This window comes from Clostridium sp. (assembly GCF_022482905.1).
GTDB lineage: Bacteria > Bacillota > Clostridia > Clostridiales > Clostridiaceae > Clostridium_B.
In genome coordinates this window covers 3,261,445-3,285,504 of the sequence record NZ_JAKVOI010000001.1, presented here as the reverse complement: position 1 = coordinate 3,285,504, position 24,060 = coordinate 3,261,445, and the positions used below count along the sequence as shown (strand labels likewise).

At 36.1% G+C, this 24,060-nt stretch carries 22 protein-coding genes and 1 riboswitch; of the genes, 4 read left to right on the top strand and 18 right to left on the bottom strand.

The genetic code is table 11. From position 1 onward, the window contains the following. Positions 1-123 precede the first annotated feature (123 nt). On the bottom strand, positions 124-1,413 hold the full coding sequence (locus LKE46_RS16360) for an NAD(P)H-dependent oxidoreductase (protein WP_291724822.1): 1,290 nt from the start codon (positions 1,411-1,413) through the stop codon (positions 124-126). A 346-nt stretch (positions 1,414-1,759) separates the two neighbouring features. Between LKE46_RS16360 and LKE46_RS16355 the strand changes: the two genes are divergently transcribed. Genes LKE46_RS16355 through LKE46_RS16345 form a run of 3 tightly spaced genes read left to right on the top strand, consistent with a single transcriptional unit; the run spans position 1,760 to position 4,587 of the window. Next, positions 1,760-2,404, top strand: coding sequence for a class II aldolase/adducin family protein (locus LKE46_RS16355; RefSeq protein WP_291724818.1), 645 nt, complete (start codon positions 1,760-1,762; stop codon positions 2,402-2,404). A 32-nt stretch (positions 2,405-2,436) separates the two neighbouring features. Next, a complete protein-coding gene (locus LKE46_RS16350) occupies positions 2,437-3,486 on the top strand; it encodes a zinc-dependent alcohol dehydrogenase (RefSeq protein WP_291724814.1) in 1,050 nt (349 codons plus the stop codon). 60 nt (positions 3,487-3,546) lie between these two features. Next, complete coding sequence (locus LKE46_RS16345) at positions 3,547-4,587, top strand: zinc-dependent alcohol dehydrogenase (protein WP_291724812.1); 1,041 nt, start codon at positions 3,547-3,549, stop codon at positions 4,585-4,587. Positions 4,588-4,639: 52 nt separating this feature from the next. Here LKE46_RS16345 and LKE46_RS16340 read toward each other — a convergent pair whose 3' ends face one another. From LKE46_RS16340 to thiS, 5 genes are read right to left on the bottom strand one after another with little or no spacing between them, the layout of a single operon-like run. Then, on the bottom strand, positions 4,640-5,869 hold the full coding sequence (locus LKE46_RS16340; RefSeq protein WP_291724808.1) for an O-acetylhomoserine aminocarboxypropyltransferase/cysteine synthase family protein: 1,230 nt from the start codon (positions 5,867-5,869) through the stop codon (positions 4,640-4,642). A 12-nt stretch (positions 5,870-5,881) separates the two neighbouring features. Further along, a complete protein-coding gene (locus tag LKE46_RS16335) occupies positions 5,882-8,194 on the bottom strand; it encodes a sulfurtransferase TusA family protein (protein ID WP_291724806.1) in 2,313 nt (770 codons plus the stop codon). A gap of 33 nt (positions 8,195-8,227) precedes the next feature. After that, positions 8,228-8,638, bottom strand: a complete 411-nt coding sequence (locus LKE46_RS16330; RefSeq protein ID WP_291724804.1) for a M67 family metallopeptidase — start codon at positions 8,636-8,638, stop codon at positions 8,228-8,230. A gap of 6 nt (positions 8,639-8,644) precedes the next feature. Further along, the gene (locus tag LKE46_RS16325; RefSeq protein WP_291724801.1) at positions 8,645-9,475 is read right to left on the bottom strand and encodes a HesA/MoeB/ThiF family protein; all 831 of its coding nucleotides are present in this window, start codon (positions 9,473-9,475) and stop codon (positions 8,645-8,647) included. Then, complete coding sequence (gene thiS, locus LKE46_RS16320; RefSeq protein ID WP_291724798.1) at positions 9,465-9,680, bottom strand: sulfur carrier protein ThiS; 216 nt, start codon at positions 9,678-9,680, stop codon at positions 9,465-9,467. Before thiS ends, LKE46_RS16325 begins: the two co-directional genes overlap by 11 nt. A gap of 221 nt (positions 9,681-9,901) precedes the next feature. After that, a riboswitch (SAM riboswitch) is annotated at positions 9,902-10,005 on the bottom strand. A 148-nt stretch (positions 10,006-10,153) separates the two neighbouring features. On the opposite strand from thiS, the gene LKE46_RS16315 reads away from it, so the two are divergent. After that, the gene (locus LKE46_RS16315) at positions 10,154-10,768 is read left to right on the top strand and encodes a histidine phosphatase family protein (RefSeq protein ID WP_291724795.1); all 615 of its coding nucleotides are present in this window, start codon (positions 10,154-10,156) and stop codon (positions 10,766-10,768) included. A gap of 87 nt (positions 10,769-10,855) precedes the next feature. Here LKE46_RS16315 and gabT read toward each other — a convergent pair whose 3' ends face one another. From gabT to prdA, 12 genes are all read right to left on the bottom strand, one after another. Then, a complete protein-coding gene (gene gabT, locus LKE46_RS16310; protein ID WP_291724793.1) occupies positions 10,856-12,229 on the bottom strand; it encodes a 4-aminobutyrate--2-oxoglutarate transaminase in 1,374 nt (457 codons plus the stop codon). 167 nt (positions 12,230-12,396) lie between these two features. Continuing rightward, the gene (locus LKE46_RS16305; RefSeq protein WP_291724790.1) at positions 12,397-13,614 is read right to left on the bottom strand and encodes a PucR family transcriptional regulator; all 1,218 of its coding nucleotides are present in this window, start codon (positions 13,612-13,614) and stop codon (positions 12,397-12,399) included. 116 nt (positions 13,615-13,730) lie between these two features. Further along, entirely contained in the window at positions 13,731-14,507 is a 777-nt protein-coding gene (locus LKE46_RS16300; protein ID WP_291724787.1) for an ABC transporter permease, read from the bottom strand. 2 nt (positions 14,508-14,509) lie between these two features. Further along, complete coding sequence (locus tag LKE46_RS16295) at positions 14,510-15,409, bottom strand: ABC transporter permease (RefSeq protein ID WP_291724784.1); 900 nt, start codon at positions 15,407-15,409, stop codon at positions 14,510-14,512. A gap of 82 nt (positions 15,410-15,491) precedes the next feature. Next, positions 15,492-16,544 (bottom strand): ABC transporter substrate-binding protein, encoded by a 1,053-nt coding sequence (locus LKE46_RS16290; protein WP_291724781.1) that lies wholly within the window; start codon positions 16,542-16,544, stop codon positions 15,492-15,494. Between the two features lie 40 nt (positions 16,545-16,584). Further along, positions 16,585-17,679: an ABC transporter ATP-binding protein gene (locus LKE46_RS16285; protein WP_291724775.1), complete on the bottom strand. Its 1,095-nt coding sequence runs from the start codon at positions 17,677-17,679 to the stop codon at positions 16,585-16,587. A gap of 235 nt (positions 17,680-17,914) precedes the next feature. After that, positions 17,915-19,129 (bottom strand): aspartate aminotransferase family protein, encoded by a 1,215-nt coding sequence (locus tag LKE46_RS16280; RefSeq protein ID WP_291724772.1) that lies wholly within the window; start codon positions 19,127-19,129, stop codon positions 17,915-17,917. Positions 19,130-19,157: 28 nt separating this feature from the next. Further along, positions 19,158-20,288 carry an iron-containing alcohol dehydrogenase gene (locus tag LKE46_RS16275; RefSeq protein ID WP_291724769.1) on the bottom strand — a complete coding sequence of 377 codons (1,131 nt, stop codon included), beginning with the start codon at positions 20,286-20,288 and terminating at the stop codon, positions 19,158-19,160. Positions 20,289-20,313: 25 nt separating this feature from the next. Beyond that, positions 20,314-21,372, bottom strand: coding sequence for a proline racemase family protein (locus LKE46_RS16270; RefSeq protein ID WP_291724764.1), 1,059 nt, complete (start codon positions 21,370-21,372; stop codon positions 20,314-20,316). Between the two features lie 13 nt (positions 21,373-21,385). Next, on the bottom strand, positions 21,386-22,111 hold the full coding sequence (gene prdB, locus LKE46_RS16265; protein WP_291724760.1) for a D-proline reductase (dithiol) protein PrdB: 726 nt from the start codon (positions 22,109-22,111) through the stop codon (positions 21,386-21,388). A 41-nt stretch (positions 22,112-22,152) separates the two neighbouring features. Then, positions 22,153-22,338, bottom strand: a complete 186-nt coding sequence (locus tag LKE46_RS16260) for a CBO2463/CBO2479 domain-containing protein (RefSeq protein ID WP_291724757.1) — start codon at positions 22,336-22,338, stop codon at positions 22,153-22,155. Next, on the bottom strand, positions 22,335-24,059 hold the full coding sequence (prdA, locus tag LKE46_RS16255) for a D-proline reductase (dithiol) proprotein PrdA (protein WP_291724754.1): 1,725 nt from the start codon (positions 24,057-24,059) through the stop codon (positions 22,335-22,337). Before prdA ends, LKE46_RS16260 begins: the two co-directional genes overlap by 4 nt. Position 24,060 lies beyond the last annotated feature (1 nt).

Below are 24,060 nucleotides of genomic sequence, written 5' to 3'. Positions count from 1 at the left end.
AAAGAAACCAGGCCACAACAATTTAATTACTTTAAAACTTATTAATTATAAAATACAAATAATTTGGTTTTAAAAACATCACAATCAAAACCAAATTATTTGTATAATTTATCTTAAATTCTACTAAAAGATCTTATCCTGCATCTTTCTTAACTGCATAAGTGTTGTTTCTCTCTTGAATTCAACCATGTCATAAGTAATAATATCACCCTTTTTAACATCTTTGGTCAATACAGTATCAGTATTTATCAATCCTACGGGTATGGCCCCCAGCTTACTGGCTATATCGGCTTTTTCAATTGTCCCATAAACGGTATAGCCACCAATTCCATCTAATTTTTCCCCTGCTTTCAGATCTTTCTTTGCAACAGTTACTACTTCCGATACAAGACCAGCCAATGGAGCTATGGTAGCCTGATGATCCAATACTGCTTTTGCTGCTGATAAAGGAGTTTCCAGGCTGCATAAATGATATGGTCTATAAAGTATATAATTTGGTCCTTTTCCCATACTCAAATACTCCATTTCATTTCTTACTTCAGGTAATTTACTTGTCACAATCAAGAACACTCCAGGTGCTATTCCATCGACATACTCAACAACACCATATTTATTTAGTACTCCACCTTCTTCTTTCAGGCTCAGTATCTTAGGTAAATCATTTACTTGTCCACTTATTCCATGTGCTCCCCTTATATCAGGAACACAGCCTGTTGAATTTGACATCAGTGCCATTTCAACCATAGTCTTGCTTCCTTCCTTAAACGCTGCAAGCATATGCGGACTAACACCTCTTCTCACTGCTTCCTCTTTTACAGTATCAGGATTGCAGTCAAGATCAACCTTGTTATTTTTGCCTTTTCCTACAACTCTGACTTCAAATCCAGCAGCTATGGCAAAATCATAGAGCTCCTTGACTGCTCCCGGCTCATCTCCTGCTGCTCCCGTAAATACTACTCCTGCATTATCTGCAAATTTTTTCAGTATAGGCCCCACTACTGCATCCGTTTCGGCATTGAGCATCACAATATGTTTCTTATTCAATATGGTATCCAGTGCTATTTCAGCACCAACTTCAGTTATACCTGTTGCTTCTATGACAGCTTGAATAACCTTGGATTGTGTTGCAAAATGACTATCTGATGCAGCAACATATTTCTTTTTTTTCATCCATTCATCTGCCTCTTCTTGATTTGTCGCAATCAAAATATCCTTTTCAGGTATCCCTGCATTCAGGAACGCTTTTTTTGCATTATCAAGATTTATGTCAACTACAATTGAAGGAGTCATTCCTTTCATGAGTATCATCTGGCTTGTCATACCTCTTCCCATCTGTCCTGCTCCTATAATGGCAGTATATATAGCTTGTCCTCTTTTTTCTAAGTCTTCCAGCTTATAATTTAATCCCAGCATATTTTCAACCTCCATAATTTAAAATTAAGTCAAAAAAGTACGCGTAAATATTTAATGCGGCGCCAAATAAAAATTTACTTTTACTACTTTTACATGTGTTCTATATGTTTATTTATGTTCAAAACGATTATATGCATTTTTATTTTATAAGTCAATAGTCTATAGAGTACTATTTTTTAGCTGCTGCCAAAGACAAAATTTATTTATTGACAAACTATCATCTCAATGATACTATAATGTCAAAATTAATTTTACATAAATCATTGTAATGAACATATGTAAAAGTAATATTAAATACCTTAACTTTTACATGTTACAACAAAATAAAATTTGAGGAGAGATTTCAATGTTACTAGACATTCAAAGAAAAAAGGTCATAGAAATTGCATTAGAAGTCCAAAGGCAAAAACTTGTAGCATTAACTTTCGGTAATTTTAGCCTTAGGGATAATAAAACCGGTTATATTTGTGTCACCCCCAGCGGAATGAAATATGAAGAATTACTCCCAGAAGACATTGTTGTAGTAGATGAAAATTGCAACATCATAGATGGGAAAAGGAAACCTTCTATTGAAGCTGGAATGCACTGTGCAGTTTACAGAAGAAGATCTGATGTCAGCGGAGTCGTACACACACATTCTCCATGGGCTACAGCCTGGGCCTGCTGCAATCAGGAAATTCCATGTCTGCTTGCAGAATTAGCTGGATTAGTAGGGGGACCTGTAAGATGTGCTCCTTACAGACCTATGGGCAGCAAAGAACTTGCTGAAGTTACAGCTGAATCATTAAAAAATGATGATGCCATACTCATGGAAAAACACGGAGCCTTATCAGTAGGAACAAATATAGATATAGCACTAAATAATGCGATAGTTATTGAGGAGGCTGCTAAAATAGCCATTGGTGCAAAAATAATAGGCACTCTTTCTCCTCTGCCCGAACAAGTCTGCAAAGAAGCAAGACAGTCTATTATCGAAAAGTATGGACAATAAAATAAGTTTATATAAAACTAGGAGGAATAAGCATGAAAGGAAAAATGAAAGCACAGATGTTCTATGCACCAGGAGATGTAAGATTTGAAGAGGTGGACATACCTACACCCGGCGACAGCGAGATACTTGTAAAAGTCAAAGCTGCCCTGACCTGTGGTACCGATCTCAAGACCTATAGAAGAGGACATCCCACTATAGTTACAAAAACACCTTCAACCTTTGGACATGAATTCGCAGGTGATGTTGTCGAGGCCGGTAAAAACGTTACCGGATTCAAGCTTGGCGACAGAGTTGTAGGCGCCAATACAGCTCCCTGCTACCATTGTTATTTCTGCAAAAGAGGAATGTTCAGCCTATGTGAAGACCTTCAGTATTTAAATGGAGCTTTTTCAGAATACGTTGTGGTTCCCGAGAGAATACTCAATTACAACTACTACAAGATTCCCGAGGGGCTTGATTATAGGGAGGCCGCCCTTGTAGAACCGCTCGGATGTGCCGTCCATGGTATAGACAGAACCCCGATAAAAGTTGGTGAAACCGTGGCAGTAATAGGTGCCGGTCCAATAGGCCTCATGTTTGTAAAGCTTGCCACTTTGAAAGGTGCAAGGGTAATTTCCGTGGATCTGTCAGATTACAGGCTTGAACAGGCGAAGAAATTTGGGGCTGTATACACGGTAAATGCATCCTCACCGGAACATATAGAAAAAGTAAGAAAACTCTCACAGGAAGGAAAAGGTGTGGACGTTGCAATTGAGGCTACAGGTTTCCCACAAGCATGGGAAAATGCAATAAACATGATAAGACCCCGGGGACTTGTACTGGCCTTCGGCGGAACTAAAAAGGGATCACAGATAACAATTGACTGCCAGAAATTCCACTACGAGGAAATACAGATAAAGGCAGTATATCACCATACACCATATCATATACAGCAGGCCCTGCACCTTCTTGCAACCAAGGAGATTGACGGCAGCATGTTTATAACGGGAGAATATCCTCTTTCAAAAACCATAGATGCACTTGAGAGCATTGGAAGGCAGGAAGGCATTAAATATGCCATATTGCCTGAACTCGACAGGTAGTTCTGTAACTTTATATCTTCATACCAGCCAAACTTCAATATAGAAAGAAGATGATTTCCATTGAAGGCTCTAGTTAAAACATCTCCAGAAGCGCAAAATACCGAATTGAGGGAATTGCCAATACCAAAAGCAGGATATAAACAAGTAGTAATAAAGGTCATGGCTGCAGGAATATGTGGTACGGATATAAGATTCTATAAAACCGATGAAGGAAAAACAAAACTCAAGACACCTGTAGTGATAGGGCATGAAGGAAGTGGGATCATATCAGAAATTGGTGAAGGTGTATCAGATCTAAAAGTAGGTGATCATGTTGTAACTGAGACCACATTTACACATTGCGGGAAATGTGAATATTGTATAGAAGGCTATTACAATTTATGCATAAATAGAACAAGTCTCGGATCAAAGGTGAATGGTTTTTTTGCAGAATATGTAGTATGTGACTCAAATAGAATACACAAGCTTCCTGACAATGTTTCTTTTGAAGAAGGTGCAATGGTGGAACCAATAAGTTGTTGTGTGCATGGTGTATTTGAAAGATCAAGCATAAAGCCTGGTGATACCTGTGTTGTTTCAGGTCCTGGACCTATTGGAATTATAACTGCACAGCTTGTCAAAATTGCAGGTGCAAGAGTCATTTTAATAGGAACAGCACACAGCAAAAAAAGGCTCGAACTTGCTAAGAAGATGGGAATAAAAGATATACTTATAGTCGGACAGGATAACATCGGGAAGCACATATATAATCTAACTGATGGACTTGGTGCCGATATAGTTTTTGAATGTTCAGGGTCCAACTCAGCATTAGATACCGCTTTTGATATAGTAAAAAAGCTAGGACAAATAGTCCTTGTATCTGCCCCTTCCAAAGCTACTATAAATTTATGGGATGAGCTGCTTCTTAAAGAACTTGATTTAATAAGCTTTATCTCATCCAAGCCCACATCCTGGAATACAGCTATAAAATTACTCCAACAAAAAAAATTGAATGTAGAAGATCTTATATCCCATAAGTTTCCTTTAAACAGATGGGAAGAAGCTTTTAAGTTAAGTATGTCCAAGGAAGCCAACAAAATAATACTTTATCCAAATAAGTAATCAACTAAAAATAGAGTGCAAGTTAACTTGTACTCTATTTTTATAAATTAAATTATAGGATATCAAGTGCCTGCTCAATATCTTCTATTATGTCATCAACATCTTCTATTCCCACAGATAATCTAAGCAAATCATCATATACTCCCATTTGTATTTTTTCTTTCTCGGTATTATTTGAACATATTGTGGAAGATGGATGAATTATTATGGACTTTGTATCTCCTATATTCGTAAGATTCAATACAAGTTTTAAGCTGTTTAAGAAATTAAATGCTTTTTCCTTGCTTCCCAATCTGAACGTCAAAATTCCTCCAGCTTCATTTTTATAATACTTTTTAACTAAGTTATTGTATTTTGAAGTTTCAAGTCCTGGATAGTTTACTTCAACTATTTTTTTATTGTCGGCTAGATATCGGGCAATAGTCAAAGCATTCCTGCAGTGCTCTCTCATTCTTAGAGACAAAGTCTCCAATCCCGTGAGATTTAAAAATGAACTCATTGGCGATAAAGCTGCCCCTATATCTCTACCTATTGTATCCTTAAGCTTGGCCGTAAATGCCATCTTGCCGTATTTTTTTACATATGACTTGAAATTGTCATATTTGGGATTAGAATACTTGCTGCTCCCTCCATCTATTATAATTCCTCCTATGGAATTTGATGTACCATTTATATATTTGGATGTAGAATGTATGACTATATCAACTCCATATTTCAGAGGTTTTATAAGGTATGGTGTAGTCATTGTAGAATCTGCAATCAAAATAATATCGTTGTCCCTGCAAATTTTTGAAACAGATTCTATATCAAGGACATCAAGTTTTGGATTGCCTATGGTTTCCGTAAACACCAGCTTTGTATTTTCAGTTATTGCATTATTTAAAGAAATTTCATCCATATTATCAAGAAACTTTACCTTTATTCCAAAAGATTTGAGATTTCTTATCAAGGTATACGTTCCGCCATAAAGACCGGTTGAAGCAATTATTTCATCTCCCGGCTGCAATACATTCATTATGGCAAGATAGATAGCACTCATGCCAGATGCTGCCGAGGTAGCAACGACACCTTCTTCTACACTGGCCATTCTTCTTTCAAAAGAAGTAGTAGTAGGATTTGATATTCTGGTATAAGCATACCCCATATTTCTGCCACTAAATATATTTTCAAGCTCTTCCGCACTACTGTGGGCATAGGCATTTGAAAGATATACAGGAACGTTGGTGGCTCCCGTTCCATCTATATTTAAATTTCCATGTATGAGTTTGGTATTAAACTTCATAATTACCCCCTACTACTTCTTTTCTACAACGAGTAAATTGTATCCATCATAATTTGTATCTATCGAAATTATCTTATGTCCTTCTTTCTTTACACTTTGAGGAACATTGCTTATCGGTTCCCCGTCATCAAGGTAAAATCCTCTTGTTTCTCCTGACTTGATTTTGGAAAGTTCAATTTTTACCTTTACAAAATTTATAGGACATTTTACTCCCCTGAAATCAATTATCTTATAACCTTTTTCACCATCATTTTTGTTTTCATCCTTCAGCTGAACACTCTCTTCTTTGGGAAGAGTTATATCCAATTTGCCATTTAAGGACTCATACATTGCCTTGACTTTATTATACAGATATTCCACCTCCGGCAGTTTATCGTGTAAATTGTCCAGGTCACCCATCTTGTAATCTATAAGACTCTGGAACAATTCCTTTATGGAAGCTTTCAAGTATCCTTCATCTACAAAATTCTTTATGAACTGCTCAAATATTTCTCTGTCCTTGTTAGTATCTACACCTCTTAAAACCAGAAGAGTTCGTGCTGAAGATACCGCTGAAGAGTACAAATCCAAGTTCTTGTTCGTTTTTCTGTATTTTTCAAGATAATCTCCTGCATTGGAAAGATCAAGTCTTATAACATCCATGACACCGCTGCTGCATTCTCCCGGACCACGTCCTTTTAAGGAAAATCTCTCACAAGAACCAAAGTCAAAATAGATGTCAATTTCGTTGATAAACTCATCTATATTAGTATATTTGCCTATAAGTTCCTTTATATCTGATGCTTTGCCGTTTAAAAACTTATAAAAATCCTCATATCCAGAGTTCACCTTTAAACCTGCAAGTTCATAGAGGAAATCCGGAATTTTTTTGGCCGGAATATCTCCATAGTCTTCACCCATTCTGGCTGAATTTGATCCAACCTTTCCTCCAAGTGATACTGAATACATTGGTATAAGTCCTTCTTTTGTTCTCTTGGCTCTTCCATGAAGTCCTATTGCCCCTTTTTCATGCTGTGCACATGAATTTGGACATCCTGATATGTACATCCTTGGAAGCGCAGCTTTTATATCTGATGGTGCTTCTTTAAATCTTTCCTTGATTCCCTTCAATAAATTCTGGGAAAGACAAAGTCCAAGCTGACAGGTAGATGCACCAACACAGGTCAGTGAATTATCCATGTTATATCTTGAAGTAAATTTATCTATCACAGGAATAAGTTTTTGTGCATCCTGTTCTTTTAAATCTCTTATAAAAAATCCCTGCGTGTTTGTTACCCTGATTGATATTTCATAGTCCAGGTTTTTGACAAAATCCAGAACCTCATCCAAATTGCCGGCATTCAGGTTCCCGCTCTGTGGATGTACATAAACCGAGTAATATCCAGCCTGTTTCTGAGGAAACAGTATATTGCCAAGTTCTCCAGATATTTTGACATCCTCCACAACCTGTGATGTATGATTCAATATGAATTCATCTTCATCTACATGAACATCCAGGCCACCTGTCGATTTCAATTTGTCTACTTCTTCATCGAATCTTTCTATAAATTTCTTCTCACCAAGTCTCATTACTATGAATCTTATTCTAGCCTTATTCTTGTTGGTTCGGTCCCCTTCTGCCTCAAATAAATTCTTCATTGCCTGAATATAGTAGAGAATATCTTCTGCATTCACAAAATCTCTAAGCTTGAGTGATACCCTCGGGCTTCCGCCGAATCCGCCGCCTCCATACAACTCAAATCCTCTTTTTCCGTCTACAATCCTGGCAATAAATCCAAGATCCGATATTGTTGCATTGCCTGTATCAGCCGGACTATTGGAAAAGGCTATCTTGTACTTTCTCGGCATATTCATGGTAGTAGGATCCTTTATCAGATAGTTGGTAGCAGCCTTCATATATGGCGTTACATCAAACACATCATCAAGTGAAACTCCCGACAACGGTGAACACTCGATATTTCTTACAGTATTTCCTCCTGTACCTTTTGTTATTATACCTGCATCTATGAGAGATTTCATTATCGGATATGCATCTTTCAGGTCAACACTATGGAACTGAATATCCTGCCTCGATGTAAATTTCAACTTTCCTCCTGCATATTTTTTGGCAAGTTCACTTAGACATTGAAATTGCTTTAGGCTTATAACCCCACCTGGTATTCTAGTTCTTACCATGTAAGTTTCCTTTTTTCTCTGTTCATATACTCCCATCGACACTCTGAATGCCTTGAACCTGACTGGATCTATATCTTTTCTTTCATATTGCTCAGACTTGTCTTTTATACTTTCTATTGCCTTATAATTATCCTGACTTATATCTATCATATAAAATACACCTCCCAAAATTTATATTAATAATTAACTGACCTTGTACGCAAGTTTTTCAACAATTTTATCTTTACTTATCTTAAATAAGTTAAATACAGGCTCCTGCTTTTGCAGTGATAAAATCCCATAGAGTATATTAGGGTCAAATGCAAGCCTTTTATCCTCTTCAGAAGGCCTGGATGGAGATTCAGGATGGGAATGGTAGTTTCCTATCACCTCCAATCCTTTTTTTCTAATGGACTTTATAACATTGAACTGTTCTTTTGGATCCATTGAAAAGTGTTCATTACTGTGGTCTATATTGGTCAGAGCATATACCTCTTTTATAAATATATCTGCTCCGGACTTATTTCCAGCAAGATAACCACAGCATTCATCCGGTAATTCTCTTCTTGCCTGCTCTATAATTTTTTCATACTCCAATCTATCTATATAAATCATAATTTATCACCCTTTTAAACTTCCGGTTTTTAGATCACAAGCAGCCTGCTCATAGTCTATAAGATTTTTTATAGTAGGATGCTCGCCACATATTCCACATTTTTTATTTTTACCGACTTTTATTTTTCTGAACTGCATTGTCAGTGCATTGTACGTTAGAAGATATCCAGCAAGATTACCTCCAAGTCCAAGGATATATTTAAGAGCTTCGGTTGCCTGAAGCGATCCTATCACTCCACCCATAACACCAAGTACTCCTGCCTCCCTGCATGTAGGTACTACACCAGCTGGAGGTGGTGATTGAAAAATACATCTGTAGCAAGGAGTCCCATTGTCAGGTATGTAGGTAGTTAGTTGTCCCTGAAATCTTATTATGCCGCCATGCGAAAATGGCTTCTTGGAAAGTACGCAGGCATCATTTATCAAAAATTTGGCTGGAAAATTATCTGTACCGTCTATTATAAAATCATAGTTCTGATCCTCTATTATATCCAAAATATTGTGTGAATCTACAAGTTCATCATAGGTTATTACATTTACATCATGATTTAACTCGTTTATGGTTTCCTTCCCGGATTGCACTTTAGGTTTCCCTACATCTTTCGTCTGATGTATTATCTGTCTTTGAAGATTGGACAAATCAACTACATCTCCATCTACAAGTCCAATAGTTCCTATACCTGCAGCAGCAAGATACATTGCCGCAGGTGCTCCAAGTCCGCCTGTACCTATGATGAGTACTTTTGAATTGAGGAGCTTTTCCTGTCCTTCTACTCCAACTTCAGACAATATTATATGTCTTGAATATCTTTCGATTTGCTCTTCATTAAAATCCAAGAGCTCCACCTCCCATGAAATACAAGAAATCTATCTTATCATTTTCTTTTAATACAGTATCGGAAAATTTATCTCTATCTACAAATTCATCATTCAATTGTACTGAAACCATATCAGGCATTTCAACATTTTCAATTTTCAAAATTTCAGTTACTGTTACTCCATCCTTTATATTCTTGTCTTCTCCATTTACCTTTATATTCATAACGTCCTCCTAAAATATAATTATCTAAATATTTTTCTGCAGGATGATTTTTAATTCCAATCTTTTATAATCTTTTAACTTTTATGGTGAAAAGTCAATTAAGCTAAATTTAATAATATACTACAACTTACAAATTATCATTTCACACCTAAAAAGAACTAATCTGATTATAAAATAAAAAACCTCCTGCTTAAAATTACAAGAAAGTTTTTTTATACACTTTCTCATCTTTCAGGTATGTACCTGCTGGAATTGGCACCGTTGAAAACCATGTTCAGGTTGCCGGGCATCATAGGGCCAGTCCCTCTGCCTCTCTTGATAAGAATCAAATATTCAATTAATTTAAATATTAACATATTAAAATTGATTTTGTCAACAAAATGATCAAGCATTCGAATTATATGTTTATTTTTATTGACTTGCAGTATAAAATATTCTAGTATTTAATCATAAAATACGTGGGAGATGTAGCAATGCAAACTGAATTATTATTGATAAGACACGGTCAAACAGAATGGAATACACTTGGTAAATTTCAGGGATGCTCAGATATAGAGCTTGCACCGGATGGAATAACTCAAGCTGAATATCTTGCCAGGCATCTAAATGGAAATTTTGATTATATTTATTCAAGTCCATTAAAACGTGCCAGAAAAACTGCTGAAATAATTTCAGAAAATACTGGTAAACAGCCTATGATAGCAAATAACTTACGCGAAATCAATTATGGCAAATGGGAAGGACTAACTTCCAGAGAAATTCTTACTAATTACGAAAAAGAATACATAAGGTGGAAAACCGATACCGAAGAAGCACCATTATGCGGTGGAGACTTAAGTCTGAAAAATGCCTGCAAAAGAGCCAGAGGTGTTTTAATGGATATTGTGAACAAAAATAGCCATAAAAAGATCGCAGTAGTAGCCCACGGCGGAATAATAAAAGCCGGATTAGTGGCATTATTTGACTGGGAACTTTCAATGTACCATAAAATTGTACTTTTAAATACCTCTGTGTCCAAAATAATTTTTGATGATAATTTAAGTCCAATGATATATACCATAAATGATACTTCTCATTTGCCAAAATAAGCCTTGATTATTTATAGTATAAAAAGAAGTACACCTATTAGATTAAATGTACTTCTTTTTTATCTAAAATTTTACAAGGCAAAACTACTAAACAATACTTTTATATTTTACTTGTTCTTGTATACTGAATTTGCCAATTGCATCTTCAAGCACCTTGAGTCCATATTCAAGTTGATCATGTGTTATCACAAGCGGTGGAAGAAATCTGATTACATTGCCGAACAATCCGGCATTTAAAAATATAACTCCATGTTTAAAGCAATAATCTACGATATTCTTTACAATTTCTCCATAAGGTTCCTTTGTGCTCCTATCCTTTACAAATTCCAGACCAATCATGGCTCCAAGACCTCTTACGTCTCCTATTACACCATACTCTTTTTTCATTTCATTAAGTTTATCTAATATATATTTACCAACTTCATTGGCCCTGTCACAAAGGCTATCTTTTTTTATTTTTTCTATAACTTTGAGTGCCGCAACACATCCCAGCGGACTGCCTCCGTATGTTCCTCCAATTCCTCCAACACATGCAGCATCCATAATTTCAGCTTTTCCTACAACTGCGCTCAGCGGAATTCCATTTGCTATGGATTTGGACATAGTTATTATATCAGCCTCAACATCAAAATGCTCATGTGCAAACAATTTACCCGTTCTTGCAAACCCAGCCTGTACCTCATCAATTATAAACACTATATCATTTTCATTGCATATCTCTTGAAGCTTCTGGAAATATTCTTTCGGCGGTACTAAAAAACCCCCTTCTCCTTGTACGGGTTCTGCTATAAGACAAGCTATCATATCTTTTGATACAACAGTTTTTAACATGGTCCTCAATTTTTCTGCACAAGCTATACCACATTCAGGATATTTACATCCAAGTGGACATCTATAGCAGTACGCAGCTTCAGTCTTATAAGTTTCTGTTGAAAAAGGCCCGAACCCATTTTTATATGGCTTATATTTACTTGTTATGGACATTGTGAGATTAGTCCTGCCATGAAAAGATCCGTTAAGTGAAATAATACCGGTTTTTTTTGTGTATGCCCTTGCTATTTTAATAGCATTTTCTACGGCCTCGGCACCACTATTTGAAAGCATTGCCTTTTTCGGATAATTGCCTGGAGTAATTTCTACAAGCTTTTCTGAAAGTGCAATATATGGCTCGTACATATTTGAATGAAAACATGGGTGAATATATTTGTCAAGCTGTGCTTTTACAGCTTCAACTACTCCATCGTCCCTATGTCCAATATTCTGCACTCCTATAGCTCCTGCAAAATCAACAAACACATTTCCGTCTATATCTTTTATAAGCGCTCCTTTTGCTTCATCTACAAATATGGGTGCAGAACAACTAACCCCTTTAGCTACATATTTTTCCCTCTTTTTTATTAATTTCTTCGATTTAGGACCTGGAATCTCCGTTACGATTTTTGCATTACTTTCCTCAATCATTTCTAATCCCTCCAAATATCATACCTTATAATTTTATAATTAATAAATTGTTTCTTAACAGTGTTATAATTTATTAATTTATTAATTACTTCATATATAATTTAACACATTGTCATTGATATTAATATATACCTAGGAGACAATTATAAAGTATTCTATTTGTTCTTTTAGATACATGTTATAAAATCGTTTATTTTAAAAGCCATATCAAAATTTAATAAATCGTCTATACTTTTAAGATTGCATCCAGAAATTTCCTCTATTCTTTTGATTCTGTACTTTAATGTATTTTTATGTATAAAAAGGCAATTAGCAGTATTTAATAAGTTACAGTTATTGTCTATATATGTCTTAAGAGTTTCAACCAATCTTGTAGAATTTTTCATATCATAATCAATTAATTTTCCAAGTGTCTCCTTATAAAATATTTTCATTTCATTCTTCTTTTCTATTTCAAACAACAATCTGTATATTCCTATATTATTGTAGTTAAGTATTCCATCTTTGTTTTTAACTATTCTTAAAATCTTTAAAGCTTTCTGTGCATTATCCACACTGTTTCTAAGATTTTTTAAATTAATCCACAAATTGCTTATACCAATGTTTATATCAATATCTTTTATTTTGTAAGATATTCTCTTGATTAATTCATATGCAATGGAATTAATCTTGTCCTTCTTAATATTATCAACAGCAAACATTACTATTATAGAATTATTTTCAACTATCCGGATTGTATTTTTATCATATATATCCATGACATCAGCTATTATTTGATTAACTTGCTGTACAAATCTATATGCAATTTCTTCATCCCAGGTTCCACTTTTTATAATAAAATCAGTAAAATTATTTATCAATATGACAAATGTACAATAAGCCGATCGGGGGCTATATCCATAAAAAACCGCTCTGTTTACAATCTCCTGACTGTTGAAGTCTACATCACCATAAATTATCTTTTTCATAAAATTGTTCATGGATTCCTGCTCAATTCTGCTCATAAAAATAGCCTTGCATATACTTTGACTTATATCAATAAACCTTATATTAAAAGGCAGTTCAAATATTGGAAAATCAAAGGAGTTTGCAGCATCTATTACTTCCTTCGGAGTTCTGTCAATATATGGACCTACATTTATAACAAGACCAGCTACATTTTTACTATTTAAATCATTTACAATCTTTACAAGTTCATTAGGCTTGTCTTGTATAAGTATACCTGTTATTAAGACTAATTCTCCACCTTTCAACCACATAATGTAATCTGGATTTTCAAGGTAGTGAACCCACTTTATTACTCTATCCAATCCGTTTTTACCGGCTACAAGTTTCAACTTATCAGCATAAGGCAACGTGTTTACATTTCCACAATTAACTATCATAATTCATACACACCCTCATATATAATCCTACTATATTAAAATTTTAACACAACATGATAGAAAATTGTGGCTGCATGAAAAAACTGATGCCCATGCATCAGTTTTAAAAGTTGAATTTAATTCTGTTTTATTTTGGCAACTCTGCTCTTCATGATTCCCTGTATACCAAGCATCAACAATGTTATACCTATCAATATTGTTGATACTGCAGCTATATCCGGAGCTATATTGTTTCTCATGCTCTCCCACATTGCAACAGGAAGAGTCTTGGTATTTGCACCGGCTATAAACATAGTTACAGTTACTTCATCTATTGAGGTACTGAAGGCAAATATTGCCGCAGACAGCATACTGGCCTTTATTTGAGGCAGTGTTATATGAAAAAATACGCCAATATACCTGGAACCCAAACCCATGGCAGCCAGTTCTATATTTCTATCAACCCCTTTGAGACCTGTCATCACAGTTACAAATACCATTGGTATGGAAAGTAGTGTATGCGCAAGCACTATACCCTGTATAGTATCAGTCAATCTTAGGGGAGAAAAAGCATTATACAATGCTATGCTTATTATAATTACAGGAATAACCATAGGCATGACCATAAATGCCATAAAAATTTCTTTATATTTAAATTCTATTCTAGTAACTGCCGCTGCAGCCATAGTACCTATAACAAGCGAAAGTATTACCGTCAGTATGGATATTTCGATGCTTCTTCCAAAGCATTCCATCCATTGACTGTTGTCGAAAAATGCTCTATACCATTGTGTTGAAAAACCTGGAGGTGGAAACTTAAAATAAGTCAAAGAAGTAAATGATAATGGTATAAGTACAAATACAGGTGCTATAAGAAAGAACAATACGACAATTACAACTATAGGCAACCACATTACTACTCATCTCCAATCATATGATATTTTTTCATCAGCAACCCAAGTACGGACAATAGTGCCATGGTGATTATAAACAATACCAGTGCAAGTGAAGATGCCAGAGGCCAGTTCAACGTAGCACTTATATTATTTTGTATAAGTGTCGAAATCAGCATGTTTTTTGATCCACCCAATAATGAAGGGGTTATAAAGTACCCTAATGATAGAACAAATACAAGTATCGAGCCCGACAATATCCCTGGAACTGACAGCGGAAAAAATATTTGCCAAAAAGCTCTAATCGGCTTTGCTCCCATGACTTCTGCTACCTGAACCAATTGCATGTCTATATTCTCCATGGAAGAATAAATATTCAAGACCATAAATGGAAATAAAACATGAACCATACCAATTGTTACAGATATAGTATTGTACAGCAGATGCATTGGCTTGTCTATCAATCCGATATGAATAAGAAAGGAATTCAATATGCCCTGATCCTGAAGAATTATTATCCATGAAAAAGTACGAACCAGCAAGCTAATCCAAAATGGTATCATAATTATAAGAAGAACCAATCTTTTTGCTCTGGAAGATTTTGTCTTCACAATAAAATAAGCTACAGGATATGCCAGTAAAATGGATATTATTGTTATTAAAAATCCAGTTTTCAACGTAAGCAATATAACCTGAAAATATATTTTCTGTGTAAAAACCATAGATAGGTACTTTAATGTAAACCCATCCTGATCTACAAAACTCAATTTGAATAATTTCAATATAGGAATAAACGTAAACAGCAGTACAAACAATCCTGGAATCCAGATCAACGTCCATTTTGGATTCAGTAAATTCCTGAATCTGGACCACAAAAAATTATTTTCTAATCCATATTTTTGTCCTTTTAAATTTTCATCCATCAATTTTATCCCTCCATTCATCGGTTGATTGTTTCTATACTCAGTACTTTGAGATTATATAATCTCAAAGTACTGATACATTTTACTGAATCAACCATTCTTGAAACCTCTTATCCACAGCTTCATAATTGTCAGCCCACCAGTTGACATCTACAATTATCTGTTTTTTAGCATCTTCGTCAGTTTTACCAAGTGCCTTTTTTCTATCTTCCGGCAATAAATCAACTGCTTTTGAACTTGCTGGTCCATCATCGATTAATTTCGAAAATGCTGCCTGCTGCTCTGGAGTAGTTACATATGCAATAAACTTCATGGCAAGATCCTTATGTTTTGCTCCTTTTGGTATTACCCATGAATCTCCGCCTATTAAGGCTTGATTATATTCTAAGTCTACCGGTGCTCCTTCTCTTTTGGCTTCTGCAATCCTACTATTCCATGATGCTGCCAAAGTAACATCTCCACTTGAAAGAGCCTGAGGTGTCTGTGCCCCGCTAGTCCACCAGAGTTTAACATTCTTCTTTATCTTGTCAAGGCTCTTAAAAGCCCTGTCTACATCCAAAGGATATAAATCTTCAGGCTTAACTCCATCTGCCAAAAGCGCACTTTCCAATGTTCCCAGAGGATACTTCCACATAGTACGTGCTCCAGGATATTTGGCTGTATCCCAAAATTCAGCCCAATTCTTAGGATGATTATCCTTTGAAAAAGTATTTGTACCGTAACAAATAGCAACACTGAAGGTATCTGATCCTACACCATATGGATTTATAAATTTTTTATCAATTCCATCTGTCTTTATTAAGTTATAATCCAATTTTTCAAGCAGTCCCTGTTTTCCACCTCTTAATGAAAAATCAGAATCTACATTTACTACATCCCATTCAACATTTCCCGATTGAACCATAGCTTTCAGTTTACCGTAGTCGGTAGGATTTACTACAACTATTTTAACTCCATATTTTTTCTCAAACGGCTCATAATTTGCCTTTTTCCTGGCGTCAGAATATGCCCCTCCCCAATCAACAACAACAAGCTGTTTATCATCATTTCCTGAAGTCTTTGAAGAATTCCCACATCCTGAAAAACTAAACAATATTAACATTATTCCTATTAAAGATAGTAATTTTTTCTTCATAATTTATTCCTCCTCATCCGATTCACACAGATTTTATATATTAATTTCCTATCAAGGAGCATTTGTCTGTCTCCCAATTCAATATTATTTCCTGACCTTCAGTCAATAAATTCTTTATAGAATCCTCTACATCTACTTTTACTATCATCTCCTGCTCCTTCTTGTTAACTACTTTTACTTTTAATGAATCTCCAACAAAAATGACTTCTTTGACAACAACACTGATGTTATTATCATATTTTGCTTCACCTTTACTGACAACTATGTTTTCTGGTCTTAATGCTATGGAAACTGCCTTGCCCTGTAGGTACTGATCTGGTTCCTCCATTTCCGCCTTCACAATTTTTTTATTGAATATTTCTACAGTTGCCAATTTCCCTTCTGTTTCAATTATTTTTCCATCTATAAGATTTATTTCACCAATAAATTCTGCTGCAAACCTGCTCTTTGGTTTTTGATATATATTTTCCGGAGTATCTATTTGCTCCAGCTGTCCTTTATTCATAATGCATACTTTATCCGACATTGTAAGTGCTTCTTCCTGATCATGGGTAACACTTATAGTTGTAATACCGATCTTTTGCTGTATATGCTTGATCTCCAACTGCATCTTTTGTCTCAGGTGTTTATCCAATGCCCCCAATGGTTCATCCAGCAAAAGCAGCGGAGGGTTGAACACTATAGCCCTGGCTAAAGCAACTCTTTGCTGCTGACCTCCACTCAGCTGTTTAGGATATCTCTTTGCTACCTCCTCCAGATCAATCATTTTTAACATATCATTGACTCTTTTTTTTATGTCGTCTTTGTTGACCTTTCTAATCTTAAGAGGATAGGCAATATTATCAAAAACAGTCATATGTGGAAATAGGGCATAATTTTGAAACAGCATTCCAATATTTCTTTCATAAGGTTTCTTCTTTTCGATATTATCATTATTCAAAAGGATTTGACCTGAATTTATTTTTTCAAACCCCGCAATTAGTTTTAATAATGATGTTTTACCTGAACCACTTGGCCCCAATATAGTTAAGAATTCTCCTTTATTGACTTTGAAGCTTACTTTATCAACAGCTTTAAAACTTTTATAATATTTTTCTACTTTGTCCACTAATAAATCTGCGCCAATTACAGTCATTCCTCTTCCCCCTTATCCATTATAATATTTATAATATTTATAATATTTAAATTGACATATTGCTAATTTAATAAATTAATTATATATAATTTAACATATTACTAATAATATTCATATATACAAAACAAACAATTATATATATACTTGTTTGTACCTTAAGTACATATAAAAGAAAAGCGGTTTTCTGTAATGATTAAATTTCATCACAGAAAACCGCAAACGAATGTATGAAAATTTATTTATATGCTTCTTCTACTGCTGCCCTTAAAATCTCGTATGCCTTGTCACAATCTTCTTTAGCTGCAATAAGCGGCGGCAGTACACGAATTACAGAAGTTCCTATCAAGGTGACAAGAAGCTTTCTATCAAAACAGCCATGCTTTATGTCTTTACCCAAAGGTGCATCAAATTCAATGCCTATCATCAGTCCCTTGCCACGTACATCCTTCACATGTGGAAGTGTCTTCAATTTATTCATGAAATAATTTCCCACTTTTTCAGCATTTCCAGCCAGATCATTATCCAGCAATTCATTTATTTCAGCAAGTGAACCGGCACAACATAAAGGATTCCCTCCGAAAGTGGTTCCATGAGATCCCATAGTGAAAGCTTTTGATACCTCTTCAGTTGCACAAATTGCTCCAATAGGCATTCCTCCACCCATAGCTTTTGCCATGGATACGATATCCGGCTTTATACCATAATGCATATATGCCATAACCTTTCCAGTTCTGCACCATCCTGTCTGTACTTCATCTATTAAAAGCAGCATACCTTTGTCATCACAAAGTTTTCTAATTCCTTTCATGAACTCCTGTGTAGCCGGAATAACCCCTCCTTCACCCTGGATCGGTTCAATCATAATGGCAATTGTATTTTCAGTAACTAAGGATTTGAATGATTCCAGATCATTGAAGTCCGCATAGGAAAATCCTGGAACCATGGGCTTGAAACCAATCTGGCATGCATTGTCAGGTTGTCCTGTAGCAGTCAATGAACCGTAAGTTCTTCCGTGAAAGCCCTGTTTGGCCGTTACAATATTATATTTGTTGGGTCCATACTTTTCTACACCATACTTTCTGGCCATTTTGATCATTGCCTCATTTGCTTCGGTACCTGTATTTTGGTAGAATATCTTGTCCATTCCAATGGTTTCACATATTTTCTCTGCCAGGAGTGCCTGTGGAATAGTATAGGGATAGTTAAATGTATGCATTACATCTTCAATCTGTTCTTTTACAGCAGCAATAACTTTGTCATTGCAGTTTCCTGCACTGTTTACAGCAATACCACCATAAAAATCGAGATAGCCTTCCCCCTTTTCATCATAAAGATACATACCCTTTGCACGTTCACATACAAAATCATAGCGTTCATATGTTTCAATCATATATTTTTTAACTAAGGATTTTACATCTTGTGCAGCTAGTCCTTTATCTTTTAATCTCATATCTACGATCTCCTTTATCTACATAAATTTATATACAAGCATAGTAAATTTCTTTAATCTCTTCATAATCAAACTGTTTCGGATTATTCTTCAATGATGCCATGGAAACCTTCATACAATTTTCAGCCATCCACTCTACGTCATCGGAACTTACTCCCAGGTCAGAAAGGTTGACATTCAATTCTATTTTTTCAAGCAATTTTCGAATGACTTCTGAACAATCACTTTCATTCTTCCCACCTAGAATTTTAGAAACAACACCAAATTTTTCAGGTGCATATTCAAACGATCTTTTAACTACATCCGGCATCAAAGCCGCAAGCCCTCTGCCATGAACTACATTTTTTAAACCACTTACGGGATGCTCCAGTGCATGGGCAGCCGCAACTCCCGATACCCCGATAACCATTCCACCGAGTGTAGAAGCTAGTGTAACCTTTTCCCATGCCTCAATATCTTCAGGGTCATTATAAACTTTCACCAGATTCTCCGACAAAAGCTTCATTCCATAAAGAGCCTGCATATCAGTAATAGGCTGACTTATTCTTGAAACATATGCCTCTATATTATGAGTCAATGCATCAAATCCCACTGAGGCAATAATTGACTTTGGCATTGTCATCATAAGTTCAGGATCAATAATCGATACTTTTGCATAAATTGCTCCGGTTCTAAGGGATTTCTTATCTCCATTTTCAGGATTGGTCAATACAGCAAAATTATTGCCTTCACTTCCTGTACCTGCAGTTGTGGGCACAAGTACAATCGGAAGTGCAGTTTTACCATATATTCTTCCAAAAATATAATCGGAAATATCGCCTCTGTTTTTTACACTGAATGCAATGGCCTTGGCGGCATCCATGATACTTCCGCCGCCAATGCCAACTACAACATCACATCCAGCTTCAACAGCTAAACCCGCACCCTGTTCAACTGTTGTAGTCAAGGGATTATTGGTTACTTTATCAAATACTACATATTCAATTCCAGCCTTATCCAGGAGTTTGATCGATCTATCAAGCAGACCGGTCTTCCTGGTGCTGTTTCTTCCTGTAACAATAAAAGCCTTTTTACCATATTTCGCTGTTTCTTCACCCAGCACTTCTATTTTTCCGGATCCAAAAACAAGATTTACCGGTAAATAATAATTAAACTTCATATTATTAATATCCTTTCCCTACCTATTATATAGTGCTTGATTTTTCCCTTTTATATTTTTTCCCAATAATGAAACCATACTCATGAGGATCATAATCATTCAATATCAATTTATTCAATCCTGTAATATACGCACTTCCTGTAATTCGTGGAATAATAGCCTTTCTTCCTCCAATTTTAACTTCTTTCACTGCAGATCCTCTAAATATAGAACCTGTGATGCTTTCATAGCAAAACTCTTCTCCAAGACTTATCTTTCCTTTTGAATAGAGATAGGCCAGTTTAGCACTGGTTCCTGTACCACAGGGCGAGCGATCCACCTGTGATTCACCAAAGATAACAACATTTTTCAAATCTGCCCGTGGATTATCTGATTTTCCGTAAAACTCAACAAGATCCACAGATGTTATATCCAAATACGGGTGAACAATTCTCATTGATTCATTTATCTTTCTTATAAGCTTCATGGCCATATCTTTTAATAGTGGCAAATTATCCTGTTTAATTGCAATGCCGATTTTTTCCGTATCAACCAGTGCAAAAAAACTGCCTCCAAAGGAAATATCAAATTGAATTCTTCCATAACCATCAATTTCCACTTCTACGTCCTCTTTATATAAAAAAGCGGGAACATTTAAAATGCTTACTTCCACTGCTCTTCCATTTTCAACTTTCACTTTGGTTCTGATTATACCTGCCGGAGCTTCCAGAACTACATCTGTATAAGGCTCCTTAACTTCAACCAATGAAGTCTCGACTGCCACAGTAGCTGTTCCTATACTTCCATGTCCACACATATTCAAGTATCCACCGCTGTCCATAAATATTACTCCCAAATCAGCTTCCTCACTGATTGGTTCTGTAACAACAGCCCCGAACATATCTCTGTGTCCTCGTGGTTCAAGCATGAGGGCTGTCCTGTAATGGTCATAATTCTTTTTGAGAAAATTTTTACGTTCCATCATTGTTTTACCTTGCAGTTCCGGGAAACCCTGCAATACAATTCTCGTTGGTTCTCCCATAGTATGGGAGTCCACTGCGAGAAATACTTTTTCGGCGTTTGGTAATTTCGGTAAATAATCCATAACTGCCTCCTAGTTAAACATTGTGTCTGTATTCATATGGCAATAACTTTAATTGTCCAAAGTGATCAAATTCTTCTATACATTTAAGTGAATCTTTTAGAATGCCTGTTTGCATTTCTATGTTATTTGGTTCACCGGCATTTGAACCTATAGGCACGTGAGCTGCCGCAATACGTGGGGCTCCCTGCTGCTGGGCAATTGGAGGCAATGCAGCAATTACAATACAAGACATTCCCGCCTCTTCACAAGCTCTTGTTACAATAGTGGCTGAACGATGGCAGGTACCACAGCCTCCAGTACAAAGTACAATGTCTACATTCTGGGCTTTAAGCTTGGAAGCAATTTCAGGCCCCGTTTCATTCTTGAATTTGTCCACATTTCCGCCGCCTCCCATGAAACCGTACATTTCCTCTGCCAGACTCCCTATAAATCCTTCCTCAACAAGTTCACGAAGCCTATCTAATGGGAACATTGCATTTACGTCCTTATTGATATCTGAATTGTCAAATCCACCATGCGTAACCATCAGCTCTGAAGTCGGTGTATCCGATGGAATTGGTCGATAGGTGTAATCACCTGCTGTATTGAAAGGAACCTGATCTTTTTTGTGAATACCTCCAGCTGTTATAAATGCTACCTTACATTCATTCAAAGATTTCTTCAGCGGTGTCCAAACGGGCTTAGGTGTAATTGGAACAAATATTTCTGATTTTAATCCTGGTGCTGTTGTCAATTTCATTTTATCTTCCTCCTTGATTTTATTATTTATTTTTATCTTCATTAAATAGTCTGCATGTAGCTGAAGTAAAATTGCACCGTTTGACCCGCTTCAAGCTTTTTATCTGTAAATACCCATCTAAGTGGTACACATATTACTCCAAGTCTTCCCCGGACATCCACTTTTACTGCAGTATCATTTACTTCAACAATTTTTCCCTCAGTCAATATTGGATTCAGCTCAATCATTTTCCAAGTACCTCGTCAACAATTTTTTGATTTTTGTCAATTACCTCCTGCTTCCATTTACGATCAGCAGGCTCAATAGGAGTTCCAGCCATTTTCGTCTTTAACATGAGAATTGCCCTATCTGCATCTTCCTTTGTAATAGAACTGCATCCTGCAATTTCATTCTCAAATCCATCCTTGTCTTTATTGATCTCTATCATTGCATCCATATATTTATTTCCTACAACAAGCTGTCCCTGGTATGCACAGAAAGATACACCAACCACAGGAATTCCCCTCATCCCAATCTGCTCAATATGTGATGTAAAGTCAATATGATTGTTTCCAAAACCTTCAGTAGTAACTATGGCTCCTTCTACCTCCAGAGTTTCCACAAGTGTTCCAAGACGTTCTGAAACATAAGACTTTTCATCATTGACCTGAGGACTTCCTACAAATATGACTCCAATCAAATCCACTTCATCATCTTCTGCCAGTCCTTCAACTAGAGGTTCACGAAAATAATGCCTTGTCATTTCCTTTGTCGCAGGTCCTATGCATGTCAATGCATGAATTGCTCCGTCACGTACCTGATTCGGTGTCATCATAATAGGTACATTACCAAGATCTACATTTTTCTGCCCACCATGTATACCTGCCGGTTCCGTCGGACAAAGAACATTATCGTGCATAGCACCCTGCCCCATGATTTCCTTGACCAGAACCACTCTTGGTCTGCCATACTTTTTTACATCCCTGCATACTTTTTCTTTCTCTACAGGTTCTGACGTCTTCTTGATTATATTTCTAACTTCCTGAATAATTACATCTTCTGCAGCATGTGCTGCAAAAGGGCCCCTTCTTTCCATTCCTGTGCCTTTCTGAATAACTGCATGTACACGGATGATTATGTCATTCTCATCTGCACAGCCAGGTCTTCCAAATTTCATCTTTTCGTCAAGATAGCCCTCCGAGGAACCAAACTCGTGAACTTGTACCCCATCTTCATCAACACCAGTAAGCATAAATACAGCACCATCCAGTATATGTGAAATTCCTTCTCCAATCTTTCCCTCTGCTTTAGTAGATATTGGACACACATCCATGATAGTTTCTGTATAAACATGCCTGTTATCCGGTGTAATAATGTCCATTTTCAATTCTTTTACAAGAGGATCCGCCTTAATTGCCTTATCCACAATATTTTTATCTATAGTCAATACTCCACCTTCAAACGATGTTTCCAATCCAAGTTTTACTTCATTGACCTTGTAGTACTTTTTGACAAGAGTTCTTATAACTTTATCTTCTGCCGGTTCTTTTTCCAGTTCAGGTGACTGGTTTATCAACATACCTGCAGGTATATCCAGCTTAAGCCCTTCCAGCTTTGATATTTCAATGTGCAGCATCTTGTTATTTTCCGTTTTCTGTGCTTCAACCTTTTCTTTTCCATTACATGTTTTGGATTGGTCTGAGGCTTCTGATGTTTCATTGATACCATCCAGCATATCCGCAGTTATTGGAGTAAGCGCATCTGCATCCGATGTCAATGTCCTTCCAAGTACCTGTTCAATTGTAAGCCCGTCATCACTCAATGTCATGAGACCTGCCTCCACCATATCATCAAATAATGTAGGATCCTCTAAATCATGCTCACTGATTACCAATCCTTTTTTTCTCTGACAGCAAAAGATTGCTGGATCTTTTAAATGATTTTTTATTGTTTCGTTAGTAATTGACATA

Coding starts and splice junctions, on each gene's coding strand:
- prdA (WP_291724754.1), bottom strand. CDS start 24,059: ATGTCAATTACTAACGAAACAATAAAAAATCATTTAAAAGATCCAGCA.
- LKE46_RS16300 (WP_291724787.1), bottom strand. CDS start 14,507: ATGTGGTTGCCTATAGTTGTAATTGTCGTATTGTTCTTTCTTATAGCA.
- LKE46_RS16330 (WP_291724804.1), bottom strand. CDS start 8,638: ATGATTTATATAGATAGATTGGAGTATGAAAAAATTATAGAGCAGGCA.
- thiS (WP_291724798.1), bottom strand. CDS start 9,680: ATGAATATAAAGGTAAATGGAGAAGACAAGAATATAAAGGATGGAGTA.
- LKE46_RS16305 (WP_291724790.1), bottom strand. CDS start 13,614: ATGATAGTTAATTGTGGAAATGTAAACACGTTGCCTTATGCTGATAAG.
- LKE46_RS16290 (WP_291724781.1), bottom strand. CDS start 16,544: ATGAAGAAAAAATTACTATCTTTAATAGGAATAATGTTAATATTGTTT.
- LKE46_RS16360 (WP_291724822.1), bottom strand. CDS start 1,413: ATGCTGGGATTAAATTATAAGCTGGAAGACTTAGAAAAAAGAGGACAA.
- LKE46_RS16340 (WP_291724808.1), bottom strand. CDS start 5,869: ATGAAGTTTAATACCAAACTCATACATGGAAATTTAAATATAGATGGA.
- LKE46_RS16335 (WP_291724806.1), bottom strand. CDS start 8,194: ATGATAGATATAAGTCAGGATAATTATAAGGCAATAGAAAGTATAAAA.
- LKE46_RS16260 (WP_291724757.1), bottom strand. CDS start 22,338: ATGATTGAGCTGAATCCAATATTGACTGAGGGAAAAATTGTTGAAGTA.
- prdB (WP_291724760.1), bottom strand. CDS start 22,111: ATGAAATTGACAACAGCACCAGGATTAAAATCAGAAATATTTGTTCCA.
- LKE46_RS16280 (WP_291724772.1), bottom strand. CDS start 19,129: ATGAGATTAAAAGATAAAGGACTAGCTGCACAAGATGTAAAATCCTTA.
- LKE46_RS16350 (WP_291724814.1), top strand. CDS start 2,437: ATGAAAGGAAAAATGAAAGCACAGATGTTCTATGCACCAGGAGATGTA.
- gabT (WP_291724793.1), bottom strand. CDS start 12,229: ATGATTGAGGAAAGTAATGCAAAAATCGTAACGGAGATTCCAGGTCCT.
- LKE46_RS16270 (WP_291724764.1), bottom strand. CDS start 21,372: ATGGATTATTTACCGAAATTACCAAACGCCGAAAAAGTATTTCTCGCA.
- LKE46_RS16295 (WP_291724784.1), bottom strand. CDS start 15,409: ATGGATGAAAATTTAAAAGGACAAAAATATGGATTAGAAAATAATTTT.
- LKE46_RS16315 (WP_291724795.1), top strand. CDS start 10,154: ATGCAAACTGAATTATTATTGATAAGACACGGTCAAACAGAATGGAAT.
- LKE46_RS16285 (WP_291724775.1), bottom strand. CDS start 17,679: ATGACTGTAATTGGCGCAGATTTATTAGTGGACAAAGTAGAAAAATAT.
- LKE46_RS16275 (WP_291724769.1), bottom strand. CDS start 20,288: ATGAAGTTTAATTATTATTTACCGGTAAATCTTGTTTTTGGATCCGGA.
- LKE46_RS16355 (WP_291724818.1), top strand. CDS start 1,760: ATGTTACTAGACATTCAAAGAAAAAAGGTCATAGAAATTGCATTAGAA.